We start from the raw sequence: 20,838 nt of genomic DNA, 5'->3' as shown, positions 1-20,838 counted from the left end.
CTATCACCATGACGGCTGGATTGCTCTTCTCGCTGCTGGGCCCGGCCTATCTCGTGCTGTTCACCGATCTTGAGATCAGCCCAGCAATGATCTGGGTGGCATTCGCGGCTGTGGCCGCCACCTTCGGGGTCTTCTGGTTTGTGGAGCCGCTGACCTACTTCCCCATCCTCGGCTCAGCTGCTATGTATCAAGCTTTCATGATTGGCAACATCTCCAACAAGCTGCTGCCGGCGGCCATTGTGGCCCAATCCTCAATCGATGCCAAGCCAGGAACACGGCGTGGGGATTTGGCCGCCGTCATGGCGATTTGCGGGGCTGCCACTGTCCATCTGACCAGCTTGCTGGTCTTTGTCGGCTTCTTCGGTTCTTGGATGATTTCGGTTATTCCAACCGAAATGATCGAAGTTGCCCGCATCTACATCCTGCCGTCGCTAATGGGTGCAGTCCTAGTTCAAGCGATAGTTGCAATGAAGCAACCACGACCAACCCTGATCGCAATCCTGCTTTCACTAATCATGTATTTCGCTGTCATTCCTCTGGTGCCTTCGCTGGCGCTGTTCGCTACCGCTCTGGTTGTAGTATCTTCCATCATATTTTCCTGGATTTTCCGGAATCGCCGGACAGTCCATGCAAGCCCCGAAGACTAAAAGGATCCCCCATGAACCACGAAATTACCGCCTCGCTCAGCACAACTCTAGATAGCGAGCAAACCTCGGCCATGCACGAGATGTATCGTCATCTGCATGCCAACCCGGAACTCTCCATGCAGGAACATCGGACGGCAGCCTACATCTCGCAACAGCTCGATGCACTAGGTATCGAGAACTTCGCGTGCGGTGGAACCGGTGTAGTCGGGATCCAGCGCAATGGTGAGGGGCCTGTCATCGGGTTCCGGGCCGATACCGACGGCCTTCCTATCGCGGAGGATACCGGCGCCGACTACGCTTCCAGTGTTCGCGGCACGTTGGCAGACGGCACCGAAGTCCCTGTTATGCATGGCTGCGGACATGACACGCATGTGACGGTCGCTCTGACGTCAGCTGCTCTGTTGTCCGAACAGACCGACGCTTGGAGCGGTACCATCGTCTGGATCTTCCAGCCCGGTGAGGAAACAAGCGCCGGAGCCCGAGCCATGCTGGACGACGGACTTTGGGACAAGGCACCGCGACCAGAAGTAATACTGGGCCAGCACGTCTTTCCGTTTGCCGCCGGTTCCATTGGAATCACTAGCGGACCGGCCATGGCCATGGCTGATTCGCTAAAAGTTACCTTGCGCGGTAAGCAGTCACACGGTTCTATGCCGCAGGACTCTATTGATCCGATCCTGCTTGGAGCGCATACGATCACGCGCTTGCAGGGTCTAGTATCCCGGGAGCTGCATCCACAAACGCCCGCCGTAGTTACCTGCGGCACCTTCCACGCGGGTCTGAAGGAAAATATCATTCCCGATCACGCCGAATTCACGCTGAATATCCGCACCCTCGACGACAGCGCACGCTCCAAGATCCTCAGCGGAGTAAAACGAATAGTCGAGGCCGAAGCCGCCGCTTCCAATGCACCAATTCCTGAAATCGTGAAGCTCAATTCATTCCCGAAACTTCACAACGATCCGGAACACACCGAACGAATCAAGCAGGCACTGACTGCAGAGTTGGGTGCCGACCAAGTAGCAGAGCTGCCCCCGGCTATGGGATCGGAAGATTTCGGCGCGCTAGGGGATGAAATAGCCGTTCCGTACGTATATTGGTTTTTCGGCGGATTTTTGCCGCGCACAGGCGATTTTCCAGTCAACCACTCGCCGTATTTCCTACCGGACTACGAACCAACGCTGGCAACCGGCGTACGTGCGGCAACGGCTGGGATTGGTCATTACCTGGCCAGATAGGGATCGTCCGGAATCCCCCGGGGACTGTTAGCTCAGGCTTCGCCCCCGGGGGATTCCCGCTACTCAGGCAGCTAGCGTTTCAGAGCTCGCTGCGCCCTTGCAGGTAGGCGCGCAGAACCTGCAGCACCCCGTGCTCGGTATTCGCCGGGGCGGTGAAGTTCGCCGCGGCGGCCACCACCGGGTGGGCGTTGGCCATGGCGAAGGAATAGGTGGCGGCCTTGATCATTTCCAGATCGTTCGGGTAGTCGCCGAAGACGGCCGTTTCATCGGCCCCGACGCCGAGTTTTTCCTGCAGCGCATTGAGCGCAAGGCCCTTGTGCACCCCATGGTTCATGGCATCGACCCAATGGCTTCCGGAGATCACCACCTGCAGCGGAACTTCCAGGGCCGCGGCCATCTCCTGCACCGCACCGGTGCCCACGTTCACCGCCATCTTGATGATCTCGTCCTGCACCTGAGTCAGGTCCTCGACGACCTGCACCGCACGGTAGTACGGGGCGATCGCGGCGGTGAAGGCCGCGTCGCTGCGTTCCACATAGGCGGTGCGCCGGCCGCAGAGCACCAGTCCGGCATCCAGCTGTTCCTGGGCGCGGACCGCGGCGATCACCGCGGCGACCGATGTTCCGGCGATGATGTTCGAGTAGATCTCGTTCTCGCCGTGCATCACCACGGTGCCGTTCTCGGCGATGATGGCGATTTCGCCCAATTGCGCGAACTGTTCGCGTAGCGTGGCGAACTGCCGCCCGGAGGCCGGGACAAAGCTGATGCCCTGCCCCTGCAGTTCGTCGATCACGGCCCAGGCCGCCTCGGGGATTTGCCCCTCACCGTCCAAGAAGGTGCCGTCCATGTCAACGGCGACGAGCTTGATTTGGGCGTTCGGGTCAATGGTATGCATAGGTTCCTAAGTGCCCGAGTGCAAAGCGCGATGCGCGGCGCCCAGCACCCCGGCGGCGTTGTTGTATTCTGCCGGCACGAGTTTGGCCCGCAGCTTCAGTTGCGGCAAGAACTGCTCATGGTCTTCGGAGATCGCGCCGCCGATGACGATCAAATCCGGGCTGCAGAGGAATTCGACGTGGGACAGGTAGCGCTGCAGGCGCGCGATGTACTGCTCCCAATTGAGGTTCTCTTCGCGCATCACCCGGGCGGCGGCCTTGCTCTCCGCGTTGAATCCGTCGATCTCCAGGTGCCCGAACTCCACATTCGGGAAGAGCACCCCGTCGCGGAAGAACGCCGATCCGATGCCGGTGCCCAAGGTCAGCAATAGGGTGCTGCCCTTGATCGGCCGGCCGTCCTGGGAGCCGGCGCCGGCGTACACCTCGGCCATGCCCGCCGCGTCCGCGTCGTTGAGCACGGAAACTTCGCGGCCCAGCACCTGGCTCAGCATCGCCGTGGCCTCCAGCCCGATCCAGGCCTCGTCGATATTCGCGGCGGTATGCACTACCCCGTCGATCACCACGCCGGGCACGGTGACGCCGGCGGGGATACCGTCCAGCTCTTCGCCGGTGAGCCGCTGCAGCTCGCCGATAATCTCCGACATCACCTGGGCCACGGCGTCCGGGTGGGCGCCGTCCGGCGTGGTGGCCTGGCCGAAGGTGCTCTCCACGAGCTTTCCGGCGGCGTCGACCAAGGCGTATTTGATCGATGAGCCGCCCATGTCAAGGCCGATGGCAGCGTACTGCGACTCAGCTGCCGATGCGTCAGATGTTGCCATCAGGTACTCCCCTGCAAGAGGTTCAGGCCGTGGGGTATCGCACGGCAAGCAAACCAGAAACTATATTAAGGACTCTTTACAATAGCTAGCGGCGAGCTTCGCAGTCAATGCCTAGACGCCTTCTGCCCGGTAACTTGACCAAAGCTGCGCCAGATACCTGGACCTCGCCCCATGCAAAGCCCCGTGCAGTGCCGCATCCTCGCCCAGCGTGCTGATCTCAAACACGGTTCTCCCCGGCCCCATCCTACGCGCCAATGCGTTTTGCAGCGCAAAGGTGAAGGACTCGAAGGGGGCCAGCGGACCGCAGAGCACAAAGCGGTGCGGATCGAAAAATGCCAGCAGATTGCCCAGCACCTCGGCCAGCAGCTCGGTGAGCCCGGCGACCAGATCATCGGCCGGCTCTTCCCCACGCAGCGCCCGCAGCAGCCGGGCGCAATCCACCCGGGAGCTGTCCGCCTCGGTCAGCCCGGCATGGCTCAAGCGCTCCAGGAACGTGTGTTCCGCGAAGCGCTGCCCGCTCAGCTCGCCGGCGGTGCCGCTGGCGCCGCGATGCACCTTGGAGTCGATCACCAAGGCCGTGCCGATACCGGGACCCACGTAGAGCAGCACGAAGGATTGGGCAGCACGGCCCGCATCGAGTGCGATCTGCGCCTGCGCCATCCAGTTCACGTCATTGTCCAAGCTGGTCGGGGCCCCGGTCAGCTCGTGCACCACCGGCGCCAAAGAGGCCGAGGAACCGGCGAAAACCGGGGTGGGCAGCGCCGTGCTCCGCTCTCCGGCGCGCTGCACCGGCGAACTTTGCGACAGTGCCGCGCGCAGGGTGCTCCCGGGGCTGGCGGCGCATAGTTCGTGCACCATGCCCGCGGCCAGCTGCTGCACCGCCGCGGCGCTGGCCTCGATGGGTACCGCAAGGTGCGCGTCGGCCACGGTCCGGCCGGACAGATCGGTGGTGCGGCCCAGCAGCGTGCCGGCTTCCAGGCTCAGCCCGAGCAGATGGCCAAAATCCTGGTTGATTCCGTAGCTCTCCGGGGCGCGTCCGCGCCGGACCGCGGCCTTCGGATCGTATTCGGCCGCTACGGAGCTGACCAGGCCGTTCTCCTGGAGGCGCAAGATCCCCTGGGAAGCGGTGGGTTTGGACAGGCCCAAGAAATCGGACATATCGGTGCGCGTGGCGGGCTGGTGCAGGCACAGATAATCGAAGATCTGCCTATCGGTCAGCGTGGCCAGGGCGCGCGGTCCGGTGCTTGGCGCGGGGGTGCTCACCGGCTGCCCACCAGCCGAGCCCCGAGCCGTTCAATTTGCCGGACGCTCAAGCCGTGGGCGAGCAGGTAGTCGCCGAGGGAGGCGGCGCGGCGGAAAAGCAGCCCGGGCCGGATGCTTCCCCCGGTGGCGGGAATCCCACCGGCCTCACGCAGGTTCGGCAAGGCGGGCGGGTCATTCTTCACGGACATAATCGCTAAACTATCACGGCTGGCGACCTCGTCCGACGCGGTCAGTCGAAGGCGATCAGCTGGCGGATGGTGCTCCCATCGGCGAGCTCGTCGAAGGCCAAATTGATTTCACTCAGCGGGCGCTGGCCGGTGAGCAGTTCCTCGACCGGCAGCAGCCCGTCGCGCCAGAGCTGTTCATAGTAGGGAATATCCCGGGCGGGGATGGCCGAGCCGAGGTAGGAACCGATGAGGGTGCGCGCGCCGCTGGTCAGCGCGAGCGGTTCGATTTCGGCCAGCGCTCCGGGAGCCGGGAGCCCCACGGTCACCAGCGTGCCGCCGATTGACGTGGCGCGTACCGCGGATTCAAACGCCTTTGGGTGGCCAGCGGCCTCGATCACCACGTCTGCGGTGATCCCCCTATCCGCGGCCTGATCCGGGGTGAGCGCCTCGGTGGCCCCGAGCTCCAGGGCGCGCTGGAGCTTATCGCGGTTCATGTCCACCGCGATCAGCCGGGCCGGGCGGGTCCAGCCGGCGGTATGGGCGATGGCTACCAGCAGCGCCGCCATGCCCACTCCGCCCAGGCCCAGCACCATCAGGGATTGGCCCTGCACCGGCCGGCCCGCGTTGAGTACCGCGCCTCCCCCGGTGAGCACCGCGCAGCCGAGCACCGCCGCCACCGCCGGCGGCACGTCTGCGCCGACCGGCACCACCGAGCGGCGGTCCAGCACCGCGTGGCTGGCGAAGGCCGAAACGCCCAGGTGATGGTGCAGCGGTTGGCCCTCGGCCGCGAGCCTGCGCGCACCGCTGAGCAAGGTGCCGGAGGCATTGCTCGCACTGCCGGCCGTGCAGGGCAGCTTGCCGCCGGTGGCGCAGGCGGCGCAGTTTTCGCAGCGCGGCAGGAAGACCGAGACCACCCGCTGGCCTACGTGCAGGTCGCTGACTCCCGCGCCGAGCGCCTCGATCAGTCCGGCGCTCTCATGGCCGAGCACCATCGGCAGCGGGCGGGGCCGGTTGCCGTCGATCACCGACAGGTCCGAATGGCATAACCCGGCAGCCTCGATGCGCACCAGCACCTCGCCGGGCCCGGGCTCGGCCAGCTGCACCTCGGTAACCCGCAGCGGCTTGCTCTGCGCGTAGGGGCGTGCGGCCCCCGACTGCTGAAGGACGGCGGCCCGGATGCTGCGCATTGCGTTACCGCCCCACGCTGACCTGCGGGGTGTAGCCGCGCACCACTCCGTCGGGCACCAGATTCTTCACGATCAGCGAGCAGTCCTTGTCCGCCAGGCCTTCGGCGATGAGCCTGTCGAAGTGCTCCCGGGCCAGTGTGGCGGCCGGCAGGTCGATCCCGGTCAGCGCCCCGGCGTCCAGCGCCAGGCCCACGTCCTTGCGGGCCAGATCCACGCGGAACGTCGCCTCGAAATTGTTGTTCGCCGCCGCCGTGTCGATCACTTCGGGCACCGGGTACCAGGTCTGCTGCGCCCAGGAACGCCCCGAGGAGACCGAGGCAATCTCCCAGAACACCTTCGCATCAAGCCCCAGGCGCTCGGCCAGCTGGGAGCCTTCGGCGCTGGCCATCAGGTCGATGAACAGCATCATGTTATTGCAGATTTTCGCCGCGATCCCGGAGGTCGGTCCGCCGGCGACGATGGTCTTGGCCGACATCGGGGAGATCAGCTGCACCGCCCGGTCCATCAGTTCGGCCCGGCCGCCGAGCATGAAGGCGAGCGTGCCGGCCGCCGCCCCGGAGATCCCGCCGGAGACCGGCGCATCGACGAAGTCCAGGCCGCGTTGCGCGCTGCCCTCGTGCAGCGCTCGGGAGGATTCGATATCCACGGTGGAGGAATCGAGCAGCAGCATATCGCTCGTGGCGTTGGCCCACACCCCCTCGGGCGCCTCGTACACCGCACGGACATGCTCGCCCTTGGGCAGCATGGTGAATACCGCGTCGGCGCCGGTCATCGCCTCGGCGATGCTGGCCGCGATCTGCACGCCGGCCGCCTCGGCCGCGGCACAGGCCTCGGCGTTCAGGTCATAACCGCGCACCGTATGCCCTGCACGCACCAGGTTCCCGCTCATCGGAGCACCCATATTGCCCAAGCCGATCCATGCGTAAACGCTCATTGCCGTACCCTCCGTAGCCTTGTTGACCTAACTAATTCCCAGCGTAGGTGCGGCGGATCACAACCTCAACGCACAAGGAAAGGTCATTATTGCAACACTGCTGTGCGCTGGTGCACACTGTATGGATGGACCGCCAGATCGATTACCGCCACCTCGAATCCCTGATCGCCTTCTTGACGGTGGCGCGCCTGGGCCGCTACACCGCTGCCGCGAGCGTGCTCGGGGTCAACCATTCGACGATCTCCCGGCGCATCGCCGCGCTGCAGAAAGCCATGGGCGGACAGCTGCTCACCCGCACACCGAACGGCTGGGAGCTGACCGATCTGGGCCGGCGCGCAACGATTTCCGCCGAGGCCATCGAACAGGCGGTGGCGGCGATTGGCACCGAGGAGGACACCGGACAGCTCACCGGGCATGTGCGGGTCGCCGCGCCCGACGCGTTCAGCGCCCACCTGGCCGCCCCGGCGCTGGCCAGGCTCCACGAAGAGCACCCGCAGCTGGTATTCGAGATCGTTTCGGAAACCACCCGGGCGCGGCAGACACGCACCGGCATGGACCTGGAGATCGTCATCGGCGAACCGCATGTGCGCCGCGCGGTGTCCTCGAAGCTGATGGACTATGAACTGCGGCTCTACGCCACCGCCGAATATCTGGAGCGCCGCGGCACCCCCACCGCATTGGAAGATCTGCGCGAGCACTACCTGAACTACTACATCGACACCGCGCTGACCGTGGACAAGCTCGACGACGCGACCAGCCTATTTCCCCCGATGCGCCGTTCGGTGTCCTCCACCAGCATCGCCGTGCAATTCGCCGCGACGATGAACCACGCCGGACTCGGCCTGCTGCCGGTCTTCCTCTCCGAGCAGTACCCGAACCTGGTGCCGGTGCTGCACGATCGGTTCTCCTACACCTCGGAATACTGGCTGGTGGGCCGCGAGGAGGCGCTGCGCAACAAGGCGGTTCAGGCGACGGTGCGTGCGCTGAACGATGCCGCCGCACATGGCACCTGGTTCATCCCGCCCTTCCCCTGCTGAACCGGTGCACTGCCTAGGCGGAGGGCGGCCGCGAACCCGTCGCCCCTCGCTTGCTGCCAGTCCGCACTAGTCGCTGCCCGCCGTTGCTCGGGCACGGTGTCTGCGGACAGCCGCCCGGTTCGCGCAGCGCACCGAGCAATACTGCTGCCTGCCGTTGCGCGTCACATCGGCCACTACCGCCGTGCAGGGATCCCCCGGCGTCGATCCCGCAGCGCAGCGGTGCAGGCGATGCATCCCACGGGTCGTGAGATGCAAGGCGGTGCCCACGCTGAAAACAGCCGAGAGCACGTGGGGCAAGGCGCGCGCGTCGGCATCCCGATAGTGCAGATGCCACCCTTCATCATCGTGGTCGGTAAGCCGCGGATACGCAGAGGCGGTGGCCATGTGCTCATTGAGGATGCGCGCACGCTCTTGCGGGTCTGGTGCATCCACCACGGTCAGCCAGTCGTCGATGACACGGCGAACCGCATTGTAGTCCCCCCTTTCCTCGGGAAAGGGAACTGTCATTCCGAATTCCCGTGCGCGAGAGACGATTCCGGCACGGTCTTCCGGCCAGGACGAGGCGAGCGAGGCAGCTAGCAGAACCGCATATTCTCCGTAAGGGTTGAGATGCATAAGACCATTACATCATGGTAGTAGTATGCACATTGAACAGAACATCAAAACTCAGCAAAACACGTCGCTCGTCGGCACCCACGAGCACAGCTGGATCAGCGAGTCCAAGCACCCTACTTCGATCGGCTATGTCATCTACGTGCGTTGCATTGAATGTGGAGTGCGGCGAGTCGACATCCAGAACCAAACGAACCTCGTACCAACGCCGCTGAGCGCCGAGCTGCGCCCCCTGCCAGATCGGGCATCGAGCAATGTGAGGCAGAGGAGCAACTGACGGTTTCTCTCCTCTGCCGAACAGCGGTCCGAGCACCCGCAGACCGGGCTGCCGTTTCGCGGCAACCGGACCACCATCCACGAACTTGGCGCCCGAACACAGATGAATAAATTTTTCAGTCACCCACGCACGGCCAGCCCACTCGATCAGCAAATCTGCCTCGCGCCGCACGAACCAGGGCACCGACTGACTGAGAATATTCTTCACTCAGCCACCAAACCCGACCACCAACCAGCCACCAAGACACACGCCACGCAGACCAGTAGCCGGCACCAAGAACACCGCGCCCCCGGCAACCGGTAAACAAGTATCAGATAGGTAATGTGATCTAGCGGCGGTGAATGAAAAAATCACTCACCCAACAACCCAGCAACGCAACTAGCTAGCAATCCGATCCGGCGGATCAACCCAACCCAACACCCGACGCACCCGATCAGTCAGCCCCACCTCCCGCACCGGAGTCCGGTCATGAACGTGATCGAAGTTCTGCACCACCTGAACGCTGCCCGGCAACTCCAGACAGACCAACCCATGAGGAGTCCGCCAACCCACCGACCCATCAGGGCGGTAAATCGACTGCCACCCCAACGCGTGTTTCAACATCTGATGCCGCTTGCAGAGCAACTTCGTATTACTCCGATCCGTGTGCCCGCCCTTGGCCCAATCCTCCACATGATCAATCTCCGAAGTCTCCGCGGTACGCCGGCACCCCGGGAAGCAGCAATGCACCTCCCGCACCCGCAACAAATCCTTCAACGCCTGCGAAGGACGATACTTCTGCCGCCCCACATCGATCGCGGCCCCGGTCCACGGATCGGTCAGCACCCGCAGCATCGACGGAGCGTCCTTCGCCAACGCCAAGGCCGTGCCCACCGGGATCGGCCCATACCCTTCCAAATCCGCCAACGCCCGCTTGGGATCCGCCAAGGTCTCCACCGCCGGGATAGTCAACGCCACCCGCGTTTTCAACGGCGTCCCACCCGTTGCCGGCCACCCATCGAGCAGGGCATCACGGAAAATATCAGCCTCCCGCTGCCCCTGGGTACGGGAATCGTCAGGATCCACATCATGCCTCGCGAAATACTTCACCGTGTTGACCATGGAAATAATATCCGCCGCCGGAGCACGCAACTTCAACGCCGCCATCCCGTCCGCTTCACTCCAATGCGTCAACGCCCGGGACTCCTTCGCCGCCTCATGGCGCTCCTGCGCCGATTCGGGGTTCATCCGGTCATGCATCCGCCGAGCACGCTGGCTCACGGCCGCATCCGACGCGGTTTTCGCCATCGGCAACAGCACATGCTCCATCCGCCGGATATCGGCGGACCCCAAATCCTGAGCCTGCTTCACGATATCCCCCGCCGCCTTCGTGGTGATCTCCCCGGCAGCCAAAGCATCCAGCGTGTCCGTGCACAAATGGCGCAGCCCGTCGGCAATGAACAGCTTCCCGCGGACCTTCTCCTCGGACTCACGCAACGCCACGGCGGCTTCGGCGATGAAGTTCGAACGGATGATCTGCTCGGCGGCCGGGTCCACGCCGTAGTAGTTCGCGCTGATCCGCTCACGGCGTTGCTGCTCGGTTTCCGTCTTCGGATCCGCACTGCTGTTTTCGGCCACGACCTGGGCGACCAGTTCCACCGAGTCCGAAAGAGTCACCGCCTCGGCCGCGTCGAGCATGCGCCGCAGCCTCGCGAGCTTCTGCAGCCGCACCAGCCCTGAGCCCGGATCCTGCAACGGCGGCAGGTTGTAGAGTTCGGCGGCCAGCGCCGCGATCTGGCTGAAATACTTCTCATGCTCAACCAAGGAGGTCAACAACCCGTCAGGATGGGAAGCAACCCGGTGTCCTGGCGGGTTCAGCGGGAGACGATGGGTATCATCGTCGCTCTGAAATATCTCTTGTAGTCCCATGTTCAATGATCTCGCGGGCTACGGACTGTTTGAGCGGGGTTTTAGCCCAATGTGGAAAAGTATTGAGTGGCGAATCAGGTTCACTTCCGATGCTGCTCTGCGATGCGGCAACGATTGCTAGAACCTCATCGTGGCATGGCAACGGCCGGCCCCTGCGCGGAGCCGGCCGCGTTCTTCTGCCTATTTTTTGACCTTTACCGCCTCGTTGAGCAGCCCGGTGTCGATGCGGTCCTGCTCGTCGATAGCGGCCAGGCTAATCCCCTTCGTCTCCTTCATGAAGTAGACGGCCACCATGGTGACAAGCGCGGCGAAGACGATGTAACCGGCCACCGGCACCCAAGAACCATAGACCTTCAGCAGGAAGGTGGCGATAATCGGCGCCATCGACCCGGCGACGATCGAGGTGACCTGATAGCCCAGCGAGACACCGGAGTAGCGCATGCGGGTGGGGAACATTTCTGCCATGATCGCCGGCTGACCGGCATACATCAATGCGTGCACGGCCAAGCCACCGGTGATGGTCAACAGGATCACGAAGTCGTTTGCGGTATTGAACAGCGGGAAGGCGATCACGCCCCAGAAGGCCATCAGGATCACCCCGGTGGCATAGACCGGTCGGCGCCCACGGGTGTCGGTCATCCTGCCGACCAGCGGCACTAGGACCGCATGGAAGATGTGCGCGAGCAGCATCAACCCGAGAATCGTGGAGGTATCCATCTTCAGTTGGGTGGCCATGTAGGTGATGGAGAAGGTCACCACCATGTAGTACATGATGTTCTCCCCGAAGCGCAGGCCCATGGCCGTGAACACCCCACGCGGGTAGCGGCGGAAGACCTCTTTGACGCCGTATCCGGCTGCCGCGTTCTGTTCCAGCTCGGCCTTGGCCTCCTGGAAGATCGGGGCGTCCGAGACACGGGTGCGGATGTAGTAGCCGACGACCACGATCACTACCGAAAGCCAGAAGCCCACACGCCAACCCCAGGCGAGGAAGGCTTCCTCACTGAGTGTGGAGGAGAGCACCAGCAGCACGATGGTGGCCAGCAGGTTGCCGATCGGCACCGCCGCCTGCGGCCATGAGGACCAGAAGCCGCGCTCCTTGTTCGGCGCATGTTCGGCCACCAGCAAGACCGCGCCGCCCCACTCGCCGCCGACGGCGAAGCCCTGCAGGAAGCGCAGCACGATCAGCAGGATCGGTGCCGCGTAGCCGATCGCGTCGAAGGTCGGCAGGCAACCCATGAGGAAGGTAGTCGCGCCGACCAGCACAATCGCGATCTGCAAGAGGTGCTTTCGTCCGTATTTGTCGCCGAAGTGGCCGAAGACGATGCCGCCGATCGGGCGGGCGACAAAACCGACCGCGTAGGTCAGAAACGCCTTGATGATGTTATCCAGCTCGTTGGCCGATTCGGGGAAAAAGACCTTGTTGAAGACCAGCGTCGCGGCGGTGGCATAAAGGAAGAATTCGTACCATTCCACGACGGTGCCGGCCATGGAAGCGGAGACGACGCGGCGCAGCCCCTTGCGTTCGGCCTTGGTTGAGGTTTCGGATACCAATGGTTTTCCTTCCAGCCAAGAGATTCGATTTCGAACCCCACCTGTGATGATCAATCACGAGTATGTCCTAGATCACACTTGGAAGGTAGGTGTCAGCACGCCAATACGGGCTCCTCTTTCGCACATTGAGCGTGCATCAATGCACAACGGCTTCGGGTCGGGCGGGGATGCGGTGCCGCGATCTGCCGGCGAGCGCCGGCTGTTTGCCGCGCCGAGCAGTTCCAGAGCCGCTGTAGCGCAGACAGTCGAAGAGACCTATGATTTTCCCATGAGGATGATAAAAACTTTGCCTGTCGTCACCCTGCTAGCGGCACTGGCTTTCTCATTGGCTAGTTGCACCGGGGATGCATCAGAGATCGACCCGACACCAGAAGCTTCCGCTGACCAGCCCGTAGGCAGCGATGAGAGCGATGGCGCAATGTTCGGCCAACAGCAAGCTGCGTTATCCTCAACCAATCCGAAGGCAGCGATCATTGCCCAAGCCACCGGCAGCGGAAGCATCACTGTCGACGTTGCTTCTCTTCCCGATGAGCACACGCAGCTAGGCGCTGCGGTGCTCTGCACCGGAAGCGGTGATTGGGAGTTGCAGCTCACGAACCACGGCAGTAGCTCGGCCACCGGAGGGTGCACCACCCAGGGCGCAAGCAGCATGAGCGCACCGGTAGGCGCCCGGCCCACGGAGCAACGAATAGAAATTACCGCCGAGAAGGACTCCAAAATTTGGGTCACGGTGTTCGTCGATGAGTAGGCTACGTGATGGATAAGGAGCACAAATGAGCGATACACCCGCAGTCCTCGGGGTCGAGGTCGACCCGCAAACGCGCTGCGCCCACTACCATCAGGACTTCGATGTCATCGCCATCAAGCACTTCTGCTGCGGACAGTACTATCCGTGCCACCTGTGCCACGCGGAAGTTGCCGGGCACCAGGTACGGCTCTGGCCGGCCGAGCGCTTCGGCGAACCGGCGGTGCTCTGCGGGGTCTGCAAGGCCCAGCTGAGCATCACGCAATATTTGGGCGCGAGTACCTGCCCCGCCTGCGCCGCGCTCTTCAACCCCGGGTGCAAGCTGCACCTGGAACTGTATTTCGAGGTCTAGAGCAGCCCCGAGTCCGGGACGTCCAATCCGAGCAGGGCATTTTCCACGACCTCCATCAGCGCCGGATGGATCCAGTACTGGCCGGTGGCCGCGGTGTGCGCATCGATGCCCAGGTTCATCGCCATAATCACCGGCTGGATGAGGTTCGAGGCCTCCGGCCCCATGGCGTGGGCACCCACCAGCTGGCCGGTGCGCTTGTCGGCGAGCACCTTGAATCGTCCGGTGCGATCCTCCATCGCCCAGCCATAGGCGGTGTCCCCGAATTTCTGCGTCTTCACGGTGAGGTGCTCCGCGCCGAGCTGCGCGCGCGCTTCTTCCTCGGTGAGCCCGATGGTGGCAAGTTCCGGATGGGTGAACACCGCTGCCGGGACCGCACGGTCGGAGTTCTTGCGCAACTCTCCGGGATGCTCCAGGTTGTGGGCGACGAGCCGCGCCTCGTAGTTCGCCACATGCTTCAGCTGCATTTCGGAGCTGATGTCCCCTAGCGCGTAGGTGCCAACCACCGGCTGCCCGCCGCGCAGCACCCGCTGGTATTCATCCACCTGCAGCCGGCCGTCCTCGTGCAGATCCAGGCCGGCTTCCCGCGCGCCGATCAGATCCGTATTCGGGGTGCGGCCGATGGCCACGAGCACCGCGTCGGCACGCAGCGTTTCTCCCCCGAGCTCCACGTCCAGCCCGGAGTCGGCCGGGCGCAGCGCGCGGGCTTCGGTGTGATAGCGCACCTGCCAATGGGCGGTCGCCTCCGCGTTATAGGCCTCGCTGATCTCGGCATCCAGGTGGCGCATCAGCGCCCCGGAGCGGACCAGCTGGATGACCTCGGAGCCCAGGGCGGAGAAGATGGCGGCGAACTCGCAGGCGATGTAGCCGCCGCCGATGATGACCAGCCGTTCGGGAAGCTGCGCCAGGCGCATGATGGTGTCCGAGGTGTGCACCCCGTCCAGGTTGATGCCTTCCAGCGCGGGCAGGGTGGGGCGGGATCCGGCGGCGATGACTAGCTGCTCGGCGGTGATCTCGGTGCCGTCTTCGGCCCGCAGGGTCTTGCCCTCGCGCAGCGTGACGAACTGGGAGATGAGCTCGACGTGCTCCAGCCGCTTGCGGTAGTCCTCCCCGCCGGCGGAGATCGGGTCGATGCGCCCGAAGATCCGATCGCGGATGGCGAGCCAGTCGACCTTCTCCACGGCCAGCTGCATCCCGAGCCGGGCGGCCTCTTCGATGCCGCGGGCCAGATGGGCGGGGCGGACGAACATCTTCGTCGGGATGCAGCCCACGTTCAGGCAGGTGCCGCCGAAGGTCGACCCCTCGGCGATGGCTACCTGCTTGTCGTCCCAGTAGTCGGTAATCAGCGAGTTGCCGGAACCTGAGCCAATGATTGCGAGATCTACGTTGCGCCGAGTCATGGCTTCATCGTAGGCCAGCGGCGGTTCCGCAGAGCTATTTTCGCCTCCGGGCGAAGCTTCATGACCTCGCGGACTGCGCCTCGAAGAATCCGGGAACCTGCGGGACGACGAGCACCGGACGGGACTGGCGATGGGCCAGCGCGACGGCGATCGATCCGTCCATGAGTTCTTCCATCCGGCTACGCAGCCCCGGACGCCGGGTGCCGATGGCGATCAGCTGCGCGTTGAGCTCATCGGCCACCCGCATCAACGCCTTGGCCGGATCGCCGGCGACGGTGCGCGCCGCCCAGCTGACCTTCGTCCCGGCGAAGGCCTGCGAAAGCTGTTCGGCGAGCGCCGCGGAGAAATCCTGCTGGAACTGCTCATCCCCATCGAAAGTGGTGTCTTCGACAATTTCCCCGGTGGGCAGGCGTTCGGTGACAAAACGGCCGGAGTCCGCATAGAGGCACATGATCTTCGCGCCCGTGGCCTCGGCCAGCTCGATGACGGCTTCGAGGACCGTCGGCGACTGTCCCGGTTCAACCCCAACTAACAAAATACGCTCGGTCATCATGACTCCCACGGATCGTGCCGAGTGCGGATTCCCATCCGCCGCAACGAGATTGCGTCGCTAATCCCAGTATGCCAGCGCGCCGGAGTCTTGTCCGCAAATTTTTGCCGCCGGACACCGGCGGGCCGGCCCGAAAATGGACCGGCCCGCCAGGTGCCCTGCTGCTGTCGAACGTGCTGTGCCTAGCTGACCGGGTCCGCGGCGAACTCGGCCATCGCGTCGATCATCCAGTGCACCACATGTTCGGTGAACGAGGCGCGCGGCATCACATACCAGCTGTTCTCCGCGGTGCGCCAGAGCAGGATCGGCACATTCGCTACCGTGGTGGTGATCGCCTGGTTGACCGCGAAGGCCCGCGGATGCAGATCGGCCGGGCAGCTCTTGCGCAGCACCAAGGTGGCCCCGGCACCGCGCAGCTCCAGCACCGCACGGTTCGCCGAAAGGTCGATCACCTGGCCCGGCGCCTGACCCAGGGCGGAGTCCAGCGGCTCGGTGAGCTCCTGTCCGGCGGCGTTGAAGGCCATGAATTCGTCCGGCCCGAGCCAGAGCACCGCGGTGCCGGCTACGCTCCCGGCGACCTCGCCGACGCCGGTCGGCAAGCCCACGCCGGTGGCCTCGGCGAGCGCCTGATGCCCGGCGCTGCCGGGAACCGCGCGCAGCGACACCGCGCTGGCCAGCGCAATCTCGCGCAATGCGACGGCGCGCGTCCCGGCGACGGAGGCCTGGGCCATCGCCTCGGCCAGGTGCGCGGCCGGGGAGCGGCGCAGGTCGGTGGTTGGTTCGATCACGCTGTGCTTAGCCATCTCGGCGGCTGCCTTCCGGGTCGTAGAGTACGGTTTCGCAGACCTCGACGTCGACCAGCTGGTCGCCGACGGGGGCCTTGAGGACTTCACCGATGCGGTTGAAGCCGTTCTTGATCAGGGCCAGGCCGAAGGTTCGGCCCAGCGCGGGCGAGTTGTAGGAGCTGGTGACCCAGCCTTCCATCGGGACCGGGCCGTCGGCCGGGGTGACCGGGGTTCCGGCTCCGACCAGCGCGGTGCCTTCGGGCAGGCGCAGGGTCTTGTCCACCGGCAGCACGGAGACCAGCTGCTTGCGGTCCACGCGCTGGTTGTCATCGCGGTTGAAGGAGCGGTTTCCCACGAAATCCTTCAGCTTCGAGACCACCCAGCCCATGGCCGCGTCCTGCGGGGTCACCGTGCCGTCGGTGTCCTGCCCGACGATGATGAAGCCCTTTTCGGCGCGCAGCACGTGCATGGTTTCGGTGCCGTACGGGGTGATGTTGAATTCCTCGCCGGCCGCGTAGACGGCCTCCCAGGTGCCCAGCCCGTACCAGCTCGGCACCGCGATCTCGAAGGCGAGTTCTCCGGAGAAGGAGATCCGGCTGATCCGTGCCGGGGTGCCGTTTTCCAGCGTGGTGTCCACGAAGGCCATGAACTTGAACGCCTCGTTGGACACGTCCAGTTCCGGGGCAAGCTTGGAGATCACCGCGCGGGACTTCGGCCCGACCACCGCGACGGTGGCCAGCTGCTCGGTGACCGAGGTGCACACGACATCCAGCTCCGGCCATTCGGTCTGCAGCCACTCCTCCAGCCAGTCCAGCACCTCCGCGGCGCCGCCGGTGGTGGTGTGCATCAAGAAGCGGTCCTGCGCCAGGCGCAGGGTCACCCCGTCGTCGAAGATCATCCCGTCCGCGTGGCACATGACCCCGTAGCGGCCCATGCCGACCTTCAGCTTGGTGTAGCCGTTGGTGTAGATGCGGTTCAGGAATTCGGCCGCGTCCGCCCCGCGGATCTCGATCTTGCCCAGCGTGCTGGCGTCCAGCATGCCCACCGAGTCGCGCACCGCGGCGCATTCGCGGTAGACCGCCGCGTCCATGTCCTCGCCCGCCTGCGGGTAGTACCAGGGGCGCTTCCACTGCCCGACGTCCTCGAACGCGGCGCCTTGGGCCAGGTGCCAGGGGTGCATGGCGGTGATGCGGGCCGGGTCCAGCAGCTGGCCGCGGTTCCGCCCGGCGAGGGCGACAAAGGAGACCGGGGTGTAGGGGGCGCGGAAGGTGGTGGTGCCGATCTCGGCCGGGTTTTCGATGCCCAGCACCGCGGCGATCACGCCGATGGCTGCCACCCCGGAGGTCTTGCCCTGGTCGTTGGCGGTGGAGATCGAGGTGTAGCGCTTCACATGTTCCACCGAGCGCATGCCCGCTCCGGTGGAGCGCAGCACCTCGGCCACGGTCTGGTCGCGCTGCAGGTCCACGAAGTGGTGCTTGTAGTGCACCGCGTCCTCGCCCTGGCGCGAGGGGATCAGCCAGACCGGGCGGGTTTCGCCCAGGGCCACCTCGATGGCTTCGGGCACGCGGGCGATCGTCGCGAAGCCGGCGGCGGTGGCCGCCGCGGCACCTGCGGCGGCGCCCCCGGCCAGCGCGCCGGCGGTGTCGAAGCGGCCGGTGAGCGAACCGGCGAGGTGCTGGTTGGCGACGGGTGCCGCGGGCAGGAACGCGTGCACGGTGGAATCCCAGGCGAGCTTGCCCTGGCGCTGGGAGTGCAGGTGCACCACCGGGTTGAAGCCGCCGGAGATGGCCAGCGTGTCCGCGGCCAGGCGCTGCGCGGCGCCGATGTTGTTCTGCGCATCCAGGCTGGCGACCCAGACGGCCGACAGCTCGCCGTTGGCGCCCGCCTCGGTATCCACGACCACCGAGCCGGTGATCACGTGCACCCCGGCGCCGACCGCCTCGGCGGCAGCCACCGAGACGTTTTCGCGGGCGTCGACGACCGCGACGACCCCGCCGCTGGCGGCCAGCTCGGTGACCAGCGGGTAGACCGAGTCGTTGGTGGTGGCCACGAGGATCTGCGCGCCGGCGCGCACCCCGTAGCGGTTCAGGTAGGAGCGCACGGCGCCGGCGAGCATAATGCCCGGGCGGTCGTTGTTCTCGAAGACCAGCGGACGCTCGTGGGCGCCGGTGGCGAGCACCACCTGCCCGGCACGGATATGCCAGACGCGTTCGCGCGAAACCCCCGGAGCCGGCGCATCGTCCAGATGCGCGGTGCGGCGCTGCACGGCGATCACGTAGTTCGAGTCGTAGCTGCCCAGCGCCGTGGTGTGCTGCAGGTGGGTGGTCTCCTCTGCGGCCTCAAGCTCGGCGGTGACCTGGGCGATCCACTGGCAGGAGTCGATCCCGTCGATCTGTTCGTCCGGCGCGTCGAGCAGCCGTCCGCCGGCTTCGGCGCGCTCATCGAGCAGCATCACCCGCGCCCCGCTGCGGGCGGCCTCGCGGGCGGCGGCCAGGCCTGCCGGACCGGAGCCGACCACCAGCACGTCGGTGTGCACATGCGCGTGGTCGTAGTAGGCCTCGTCCTTGCGCGGGTCCATGGTGCCCAGGCCCGACAGGGTGCGGGCGGACAGCCCCTGGGCGGCGGGAACCACCGGGGCGGCGAGCATCGACTCGTCCACGTCGTCGCTGTGCCGCGCGTGGATGTGGACCAGCGCGTTGGGCTCCTCCACCCCGGCGGCGAAGATGCCGCGCGGGCGATTCAGGTACAGCGAGTCGCCCACCCGGCGGATGCCGGAGGCCAGCATCGCGCTGGCCAGGGTATCCCCGCGCAACGCGGACAGCGGCTGGCCGTTCAGCTTCACGTCGAGCGGCTGCGCGTAGTCCACCCGGGCGTCGACTGCCTGCGCAGCGTCCAGACGGTATGAATCGGTGGTGCTCATCGGGTGCCTCCCTCGGTGTTTTGCAGTTCCGGGCGGGCTTCGCCGGCGCCGTAGATTGCCTTGAATTCGTATGTGACGGTGTCGCGCAGGGCGTTGAACCATTTGCGGCACCCGGCGGCGTGCACCCAGCGTTCGGCGTTGATGCCTCGGGGATTCTTGCGGTAGAACAGGTACTGCGCCCATTCCTTATCGCTCAGCGCCTGCGGGTCGTCCGGGTAGGCGACGTGCGCCTGGCCGCCGAATTTGAATTCGGTTTCGTTGCGTGGCCCGCAGTTCGGGCAGTCAATCAGCATCATGAGTTGGTTCCCTTTCTTAGTGGGCCACGGCTGCGGCGCCGTGTTCGTCGATGAGGTAGCCGGTTTCGAAGCGTTCCAGCGCGAACGGCTTGTTCAGCTTGTGCGGCTCGTCGTTGGCGATGGTGTGCGCGAAGGTCCAGCCGGCACCCGGGGTGCCCTTGAAGCCGCCGGTTCCCCAGCCGCAGTTGACGTAGAGGTTCTCGACCTGGGTCTTGGAGATGATCGGCGAGGCATCCATGGTGGTGTCCACAATGCCGCCCCAGGTGCGCAGCACGTGGGCTCGGGCGAAGATCGGGAAGAGCTCCACGGAGGCCGCCATCTGCTCCTGGATCACGTGGAAGGCACCGCGCTGGCCGTAGCCGTTGTAGGAGTCGATGCCCGCGCCCATCACCAGTTCGCCCTTATGCGCCTGCGAGACGTAGACGTGGATGTGGTTGGACATGACCACCGTCGGGTGCACCGGTTCGAAGAGTTCGGAGACCAGTGCCTGCAGCGGGTGGGACTGGATCGGCAGGTCGACGCCGGCCATTTCGGCCAGCACCGAGGAGTGGCCGGCGCCCGCGAGGGCGACCTTGCCGGCGAGAATGGTGCCGCGGTTGGTCTTCACCCCGGTGACCTTGTTGCCGTCCTTGAGGATTCCGGTGACTTCGCAGTTCTGGATCAGGTCCACGCCCAGCTCGTTGCACTTGCGGGCGAAGGCCCAGGCAACGTGGTCATGCTTGGCGATGCCGGCACGGGGCTGGTAGGTGGCGCCCATGATCGGGTAGCGGATGTCGTCGGAAATGTTGATGATCGGGCAGGCTTCCTTGACCTGTTCCGGGCTCAGCCATTCGGCGTCCACTCCGTTGAGCTTATTCGCCTCCACGCGGCGTACCGATTCGCGCACATCTCCCAGGGTGTGGGCCAGGTTCATCACTCCGCGCTGGGAGAAGAGGAAGTCGTATTCCAGTTCCTCGGGCAGCTGCTCCCAGAGCTTCAGGGAGTGCTCGTAGATGCCTGCGGATTCGTCCCACAGGTAGTTCGAACGGATGATGGTGGTGTTGCGGGCCATATTTCCGCCGGCCAGCCAGCCCTTTTCAAGGACGGCGATATTTGTCATGCCGTGGTTCTTGGCCAGGTAGTAGGCGGTCGCCAGTCCGTGCCCGCCGCCGCCGACGATCACCGCATCGTAGGACTTTTTCGGGTCCGGGTTATTCCAGAGAAATTCTGGGTGCTCGGGAAGCAGGTCAGCCATGATTATGCTCCAATCTTCTGCAGGTTT

General features: G+C 65.0%; 21 protein-coding genes. 5 read left to right on the top strand and 16 right to left on the bottom strand.

Annotated features, from left to right (window positions below):
* Positions 1 to 20: 20 nt before the first annotated feature.
* Together ACT3UQ_RS18475 and ACT3UQ_RS18470 are read left to right on the top strand one after the other, a co-directional pair.
* On the top strand, positions 21 to 647 hold the full coding sequence (locus ACT3UQ_RS18475; RefSeq protein ID WP_444637671.1) for a hypothetical protein: 627 nt from the start codon (positions 21 to 23) through the stop codon (positions 645 to 647).
* A gap of 11 nt (positions 648 to 658) precedes the next feature.
* Positions 659 to 1,885 carry an amidohydrolase gene (locus ACT3UQ_RS18470; RefSeq protein ID WP_444637670.1) on the top strand — a complete coding sequence of 409 codons (1,227 nt, stop codon included), beginning with the start codon at positions 659 to 661 and terminating at the stop codon, positions 1,883 to 1,885.
* A 79-nt stretch (positions 1,886 to 1,964) separates the two neighbouring features.
* On the opposite strand, the gene ACT3UQ_RS18465 is transcribed toward ACT3UQ_RS18470, so the two are convergent.
* The 6 genes from ACT3UQ_RS18465 to mmsB all read right to left on the bottom strand — a co-directional run bounded on the left by ACT3UQ_RS18465 (position 1,965) and on the right by mmsB (position 7,147).
* Positions 1,965 to 2,780 carry a Cof-type HAD-IIB family hydrolase gene (locus ACT3UQ_RS18465; protein ID WP_105554483.1) on the bottom strand — a complete coding sequence of 272 codons (816 nt, stop codon included), beginning with the start codon at positions 2,778 to 2,780 and terminating at the stop codon, positions 1,965 to 1,967.
* Positions 2,781 to 2,786: 6 nt separating this feature from the next.
* The gene (ppgK, locus tag ACT3UQ_RS18460; RefSeq protein WP_444637669.1) at positions 2,787 to 3,596 is read right to left on the bottom strand and encodes a polyphosphate--glucose phosphotransferase; all 810 of its coding nucleotides are present in this window, start codon (positions 3,594 to 3,596) and stop codon (positions 2,787 to 2,789) included.
* Between the two features lie 111 nt (positions 3,597 to 3,707).
* Entirely contained in the window at positions 3,708 to 4,859 is a 1,152-nt protein-coding gene (locus ACT3UQ_RS18455) for an ROK family transcriptional regulator (protein ID WP_444637668.1), read from the bottom strand.
* Positions 4,856 to 5,047, bottom strand: a complete 192-nt coding sequence (locus ACT3UQ_RS18450) for a hypothetical protein (RefSeq protein ID WP_105554480.1) — start codon at positions 5,045 to 5,047, stop codon at positions 4,856 to 4,858. Before ACT3UQ_RS18450 ends, ACT3UQ_RS18455 begins: the two co-directional genes overlap by 4 nt.
* A 41-nt stretch (positions 5,048 to 5,088) precedes the next feature.
* Positions 5,089 to 6,213: an alcohol dehydrogenase catalytic domain-containing protein gene (locus tag ACT3UQ_RS18445; RefSeq protein WP_105554479.1), complete on the bottom strand. Its 1,125-nt coding sequence runs from the start codon at positions 6,211 to 6,213 to the stop codon at positions 5,089 to 5,091.
* A gap of 4 nt (positions 6,214 to 6,217) precedes the next feature.
* Positions 6,218 to 7,147 carry a 3-hydroxyisobutyrate dehydrogenase gene (gene mmsB, locus ACT3UQ_RS18440; protein ID WP_105570275.1) on the bottom strand — a complete coding sequence of 310 codons (930 nt, stop codon included), beginning with the start codon at positions 7,145 to 7,147 and terminating at the stop codon, positions 6,218 to 6,220.
* Positions 7,148 to 7,272: 125 nt separating this feature from the next.
* On the opposite strand from mmsB, the gene ACT3UQ_RS18435 reads away from it, so the two are divergent.
* The gene (locus ACT3UQ_RS18435; RefSeq protein WP_444637667.1) at positions 7,273 to 8,184 is read left to right on the top strand and encodes a LysR family transcriptional regulator; all 912 of its coding nucleotides are present in this window, start codon (positions 7,273 to 7,275) and stop codon (positions 8,182 to 8,184) included.
* 66 nt (positions 8,185 to 8,250) lie between these two features.
* Here ACT3UQ_RS18435 and ACT3UQ_RS18430 read toward each other — a convergent pair whose 3' ends face one another.
* The 4 genes from ACT3UQ_RS18430 to ACT3UQ_RS18415 form a co-directional block, all read right to left on the bottom strand.
* A complete protein-coding gene (locus tag ACT3UQ_RS18430; RefSeq protein WP_105570276.1) occupies positions 8,251 to 8,799 on the bottom strand; it encodes a CGNR zinc finger domain-containing protein in 549 nt (182 codons plus the stop codon).
* A 7-nt stretch (positions 8,800 to 8,806) separates the two neighbouring features.
* A complete protein-coding gene (locus ACT3UQ_RS18425) occupies positions 8,807 to 9,280 on the bottom strand; it encodes a hypothetical protein (protein WP_181148611.1) in 474 nt (157 codons plus the stop codon).
* Between the two features lie 171 nt (positions 9,281 to 9,451).
* Positions 9,452 to 10,981: an HNH endonuclease signature motif containing protein gene (locus ACT3UQ_RS18420; protein ID WP_105554474.1), complete on the bottom strand. Its 1,530-nt coding sequence runs from the start codon at positions 10,979 to 10,981 to the stop codon at positions 9,452 to 9,454.
* 180 nt (positions 10,982 to 11,161) lie between these two features.
* Entirely contained in the window at positions 11,162 to 12,532 is a 1,371-nt protein-coding gene (locus ACT3UQ_RS18415) for an MFS transporter (protein ID WP_308727267.1), read from the bottom strand.
* Positions 12,533 to 12,800: 268 nt separating this feature from the next.
* On the opposite strand from ACT3UQ_RS18415, the gene ACT3UQ_RS18410 reads away from it, so the two are divergent.
* Entirely contained in the window at positions 12,801 to 13,280 is a 480-nt protein-coding gene (locus ACT3UQ_RS18410) for a hypothetical protein (protein ID WP_146112510.1), read from the top strand.
* 25 nt (positions 13,281 to 13,305) lie between these two features.
* Positions 13,306 to 13,629, top strand: a complete 324-nt coding sequence (locus tag ACT3UQ_RS18405; RefSeq protein ID WP_181148613.1) for a CHY zinc finger protein — start codon at positions 13,306 to 13,308, stop codon at positions 13,627 to 13,629.
* Here the strand turns inward: ACT3UQ_RS18405 and ACT3UQ_RS18400 are convergent.
* The 6 genes from ACT3UQ_RS18400 to ACT3UQ_RS18375 form a co-directional block, all read right to left on the bottom strand.
* On the bottom strand, positions 13,626 to 15,026 hold the full coding sequence (locus tag ACT3UQ_RS18400; RefSeq protein ID WP_444637666.1) for a mycothione reductase: 1,401 nt from the start codon (positions 15,024 to 15,026) through the stop codon (positions 13,626 to 13,628). The genes ACT3UQ_RS18405 and ACT3UQ_RS18400 overlap by 4 nt on opposite strands.
* Positions 15,027 to 15,084: 58 nt before the next feature.
* A complete protein-coding gene (locus ACT3UQ_RS18395; RefSeq protein WP_181148614.1) occupies positions 15,085 to 15,576 on the bottom strand; it encodes a universal stress protein in 492 nt (163 codons plus the stop codon).
* 182 nt (positions 15,577 to 15,758) lie between these two features.
* Positions 15,759 to 16,379, bottom strand: a complete 621-nt coding sequence (gene soxG / locus ACT3UQ_RS18390; RefSeq protein ID WP_105554470.1) for a sarcosine oxidase subunit gamma family protein — start codon at positions 16,377 to 16,379, stop codon at positions 15,759 to 15,761.
* Positions 16,372 to 19,281: a sarcosine oxidase subunit alpha family protein gene (locus ACT3UQ_RS18385; protein ID WP_444637665.1), complete on the bottom strand. Its 2,910-nt coding sequence runs from the start codon at positions 19,279 to 19,281 to the stop codon at positions 16,372 to 16,374. The genes soxG and ACT3UQ_RS18385 overlap by 8 nt, the downstream gene beginning before the upstream one ends.
* The gene (locus ACT3UQ_RS18380; RefSeq protein WP_105554468.1) at positions 19,278 to 19,577 is read right to left on the bottom strand and encodes a sarcosine oxidase subunit delta; all 300 of its coding nucleotides are present in this window, start codon (positions 19,575 to 19,577) and stop codon (positions 19,278 to 19,280) included. Before ACT3UQ_RS18380 ends, ACT3UQ_RS18385 begins: the two co-directional genes overlap by 4 nt.
* A 16-nt stretch (positions 19,578 to 19,593) precedes the next feature.
* Entirely contained in the window at positions 19,594 to 20,811 is a 1,218-nt protein-coding gene (locus ACT3UQ_RS18375) for a sarcosine oxidase subunit beta family protein (RefSeq protein WP_096286670.1), read from the bottom strand.
* Between the last annotated feature and the right edge of the window lie 27 nt (positions 20,812 to 20,838).

It is taken from the genome of Glutamicibacter sp. AOP12-B1-11, assembly GCF_052379245.1.
In the GTDB taxonomy this organism is placed as follows: domain Bacteria; phylum Actinomycetota; class Actinomycetes; order Actinomycetales; family Micrococcaceae; genus Glutamicibacter.
This window is presented reverse-complemented; position numbering and strand designations above follow the sequence as displayed.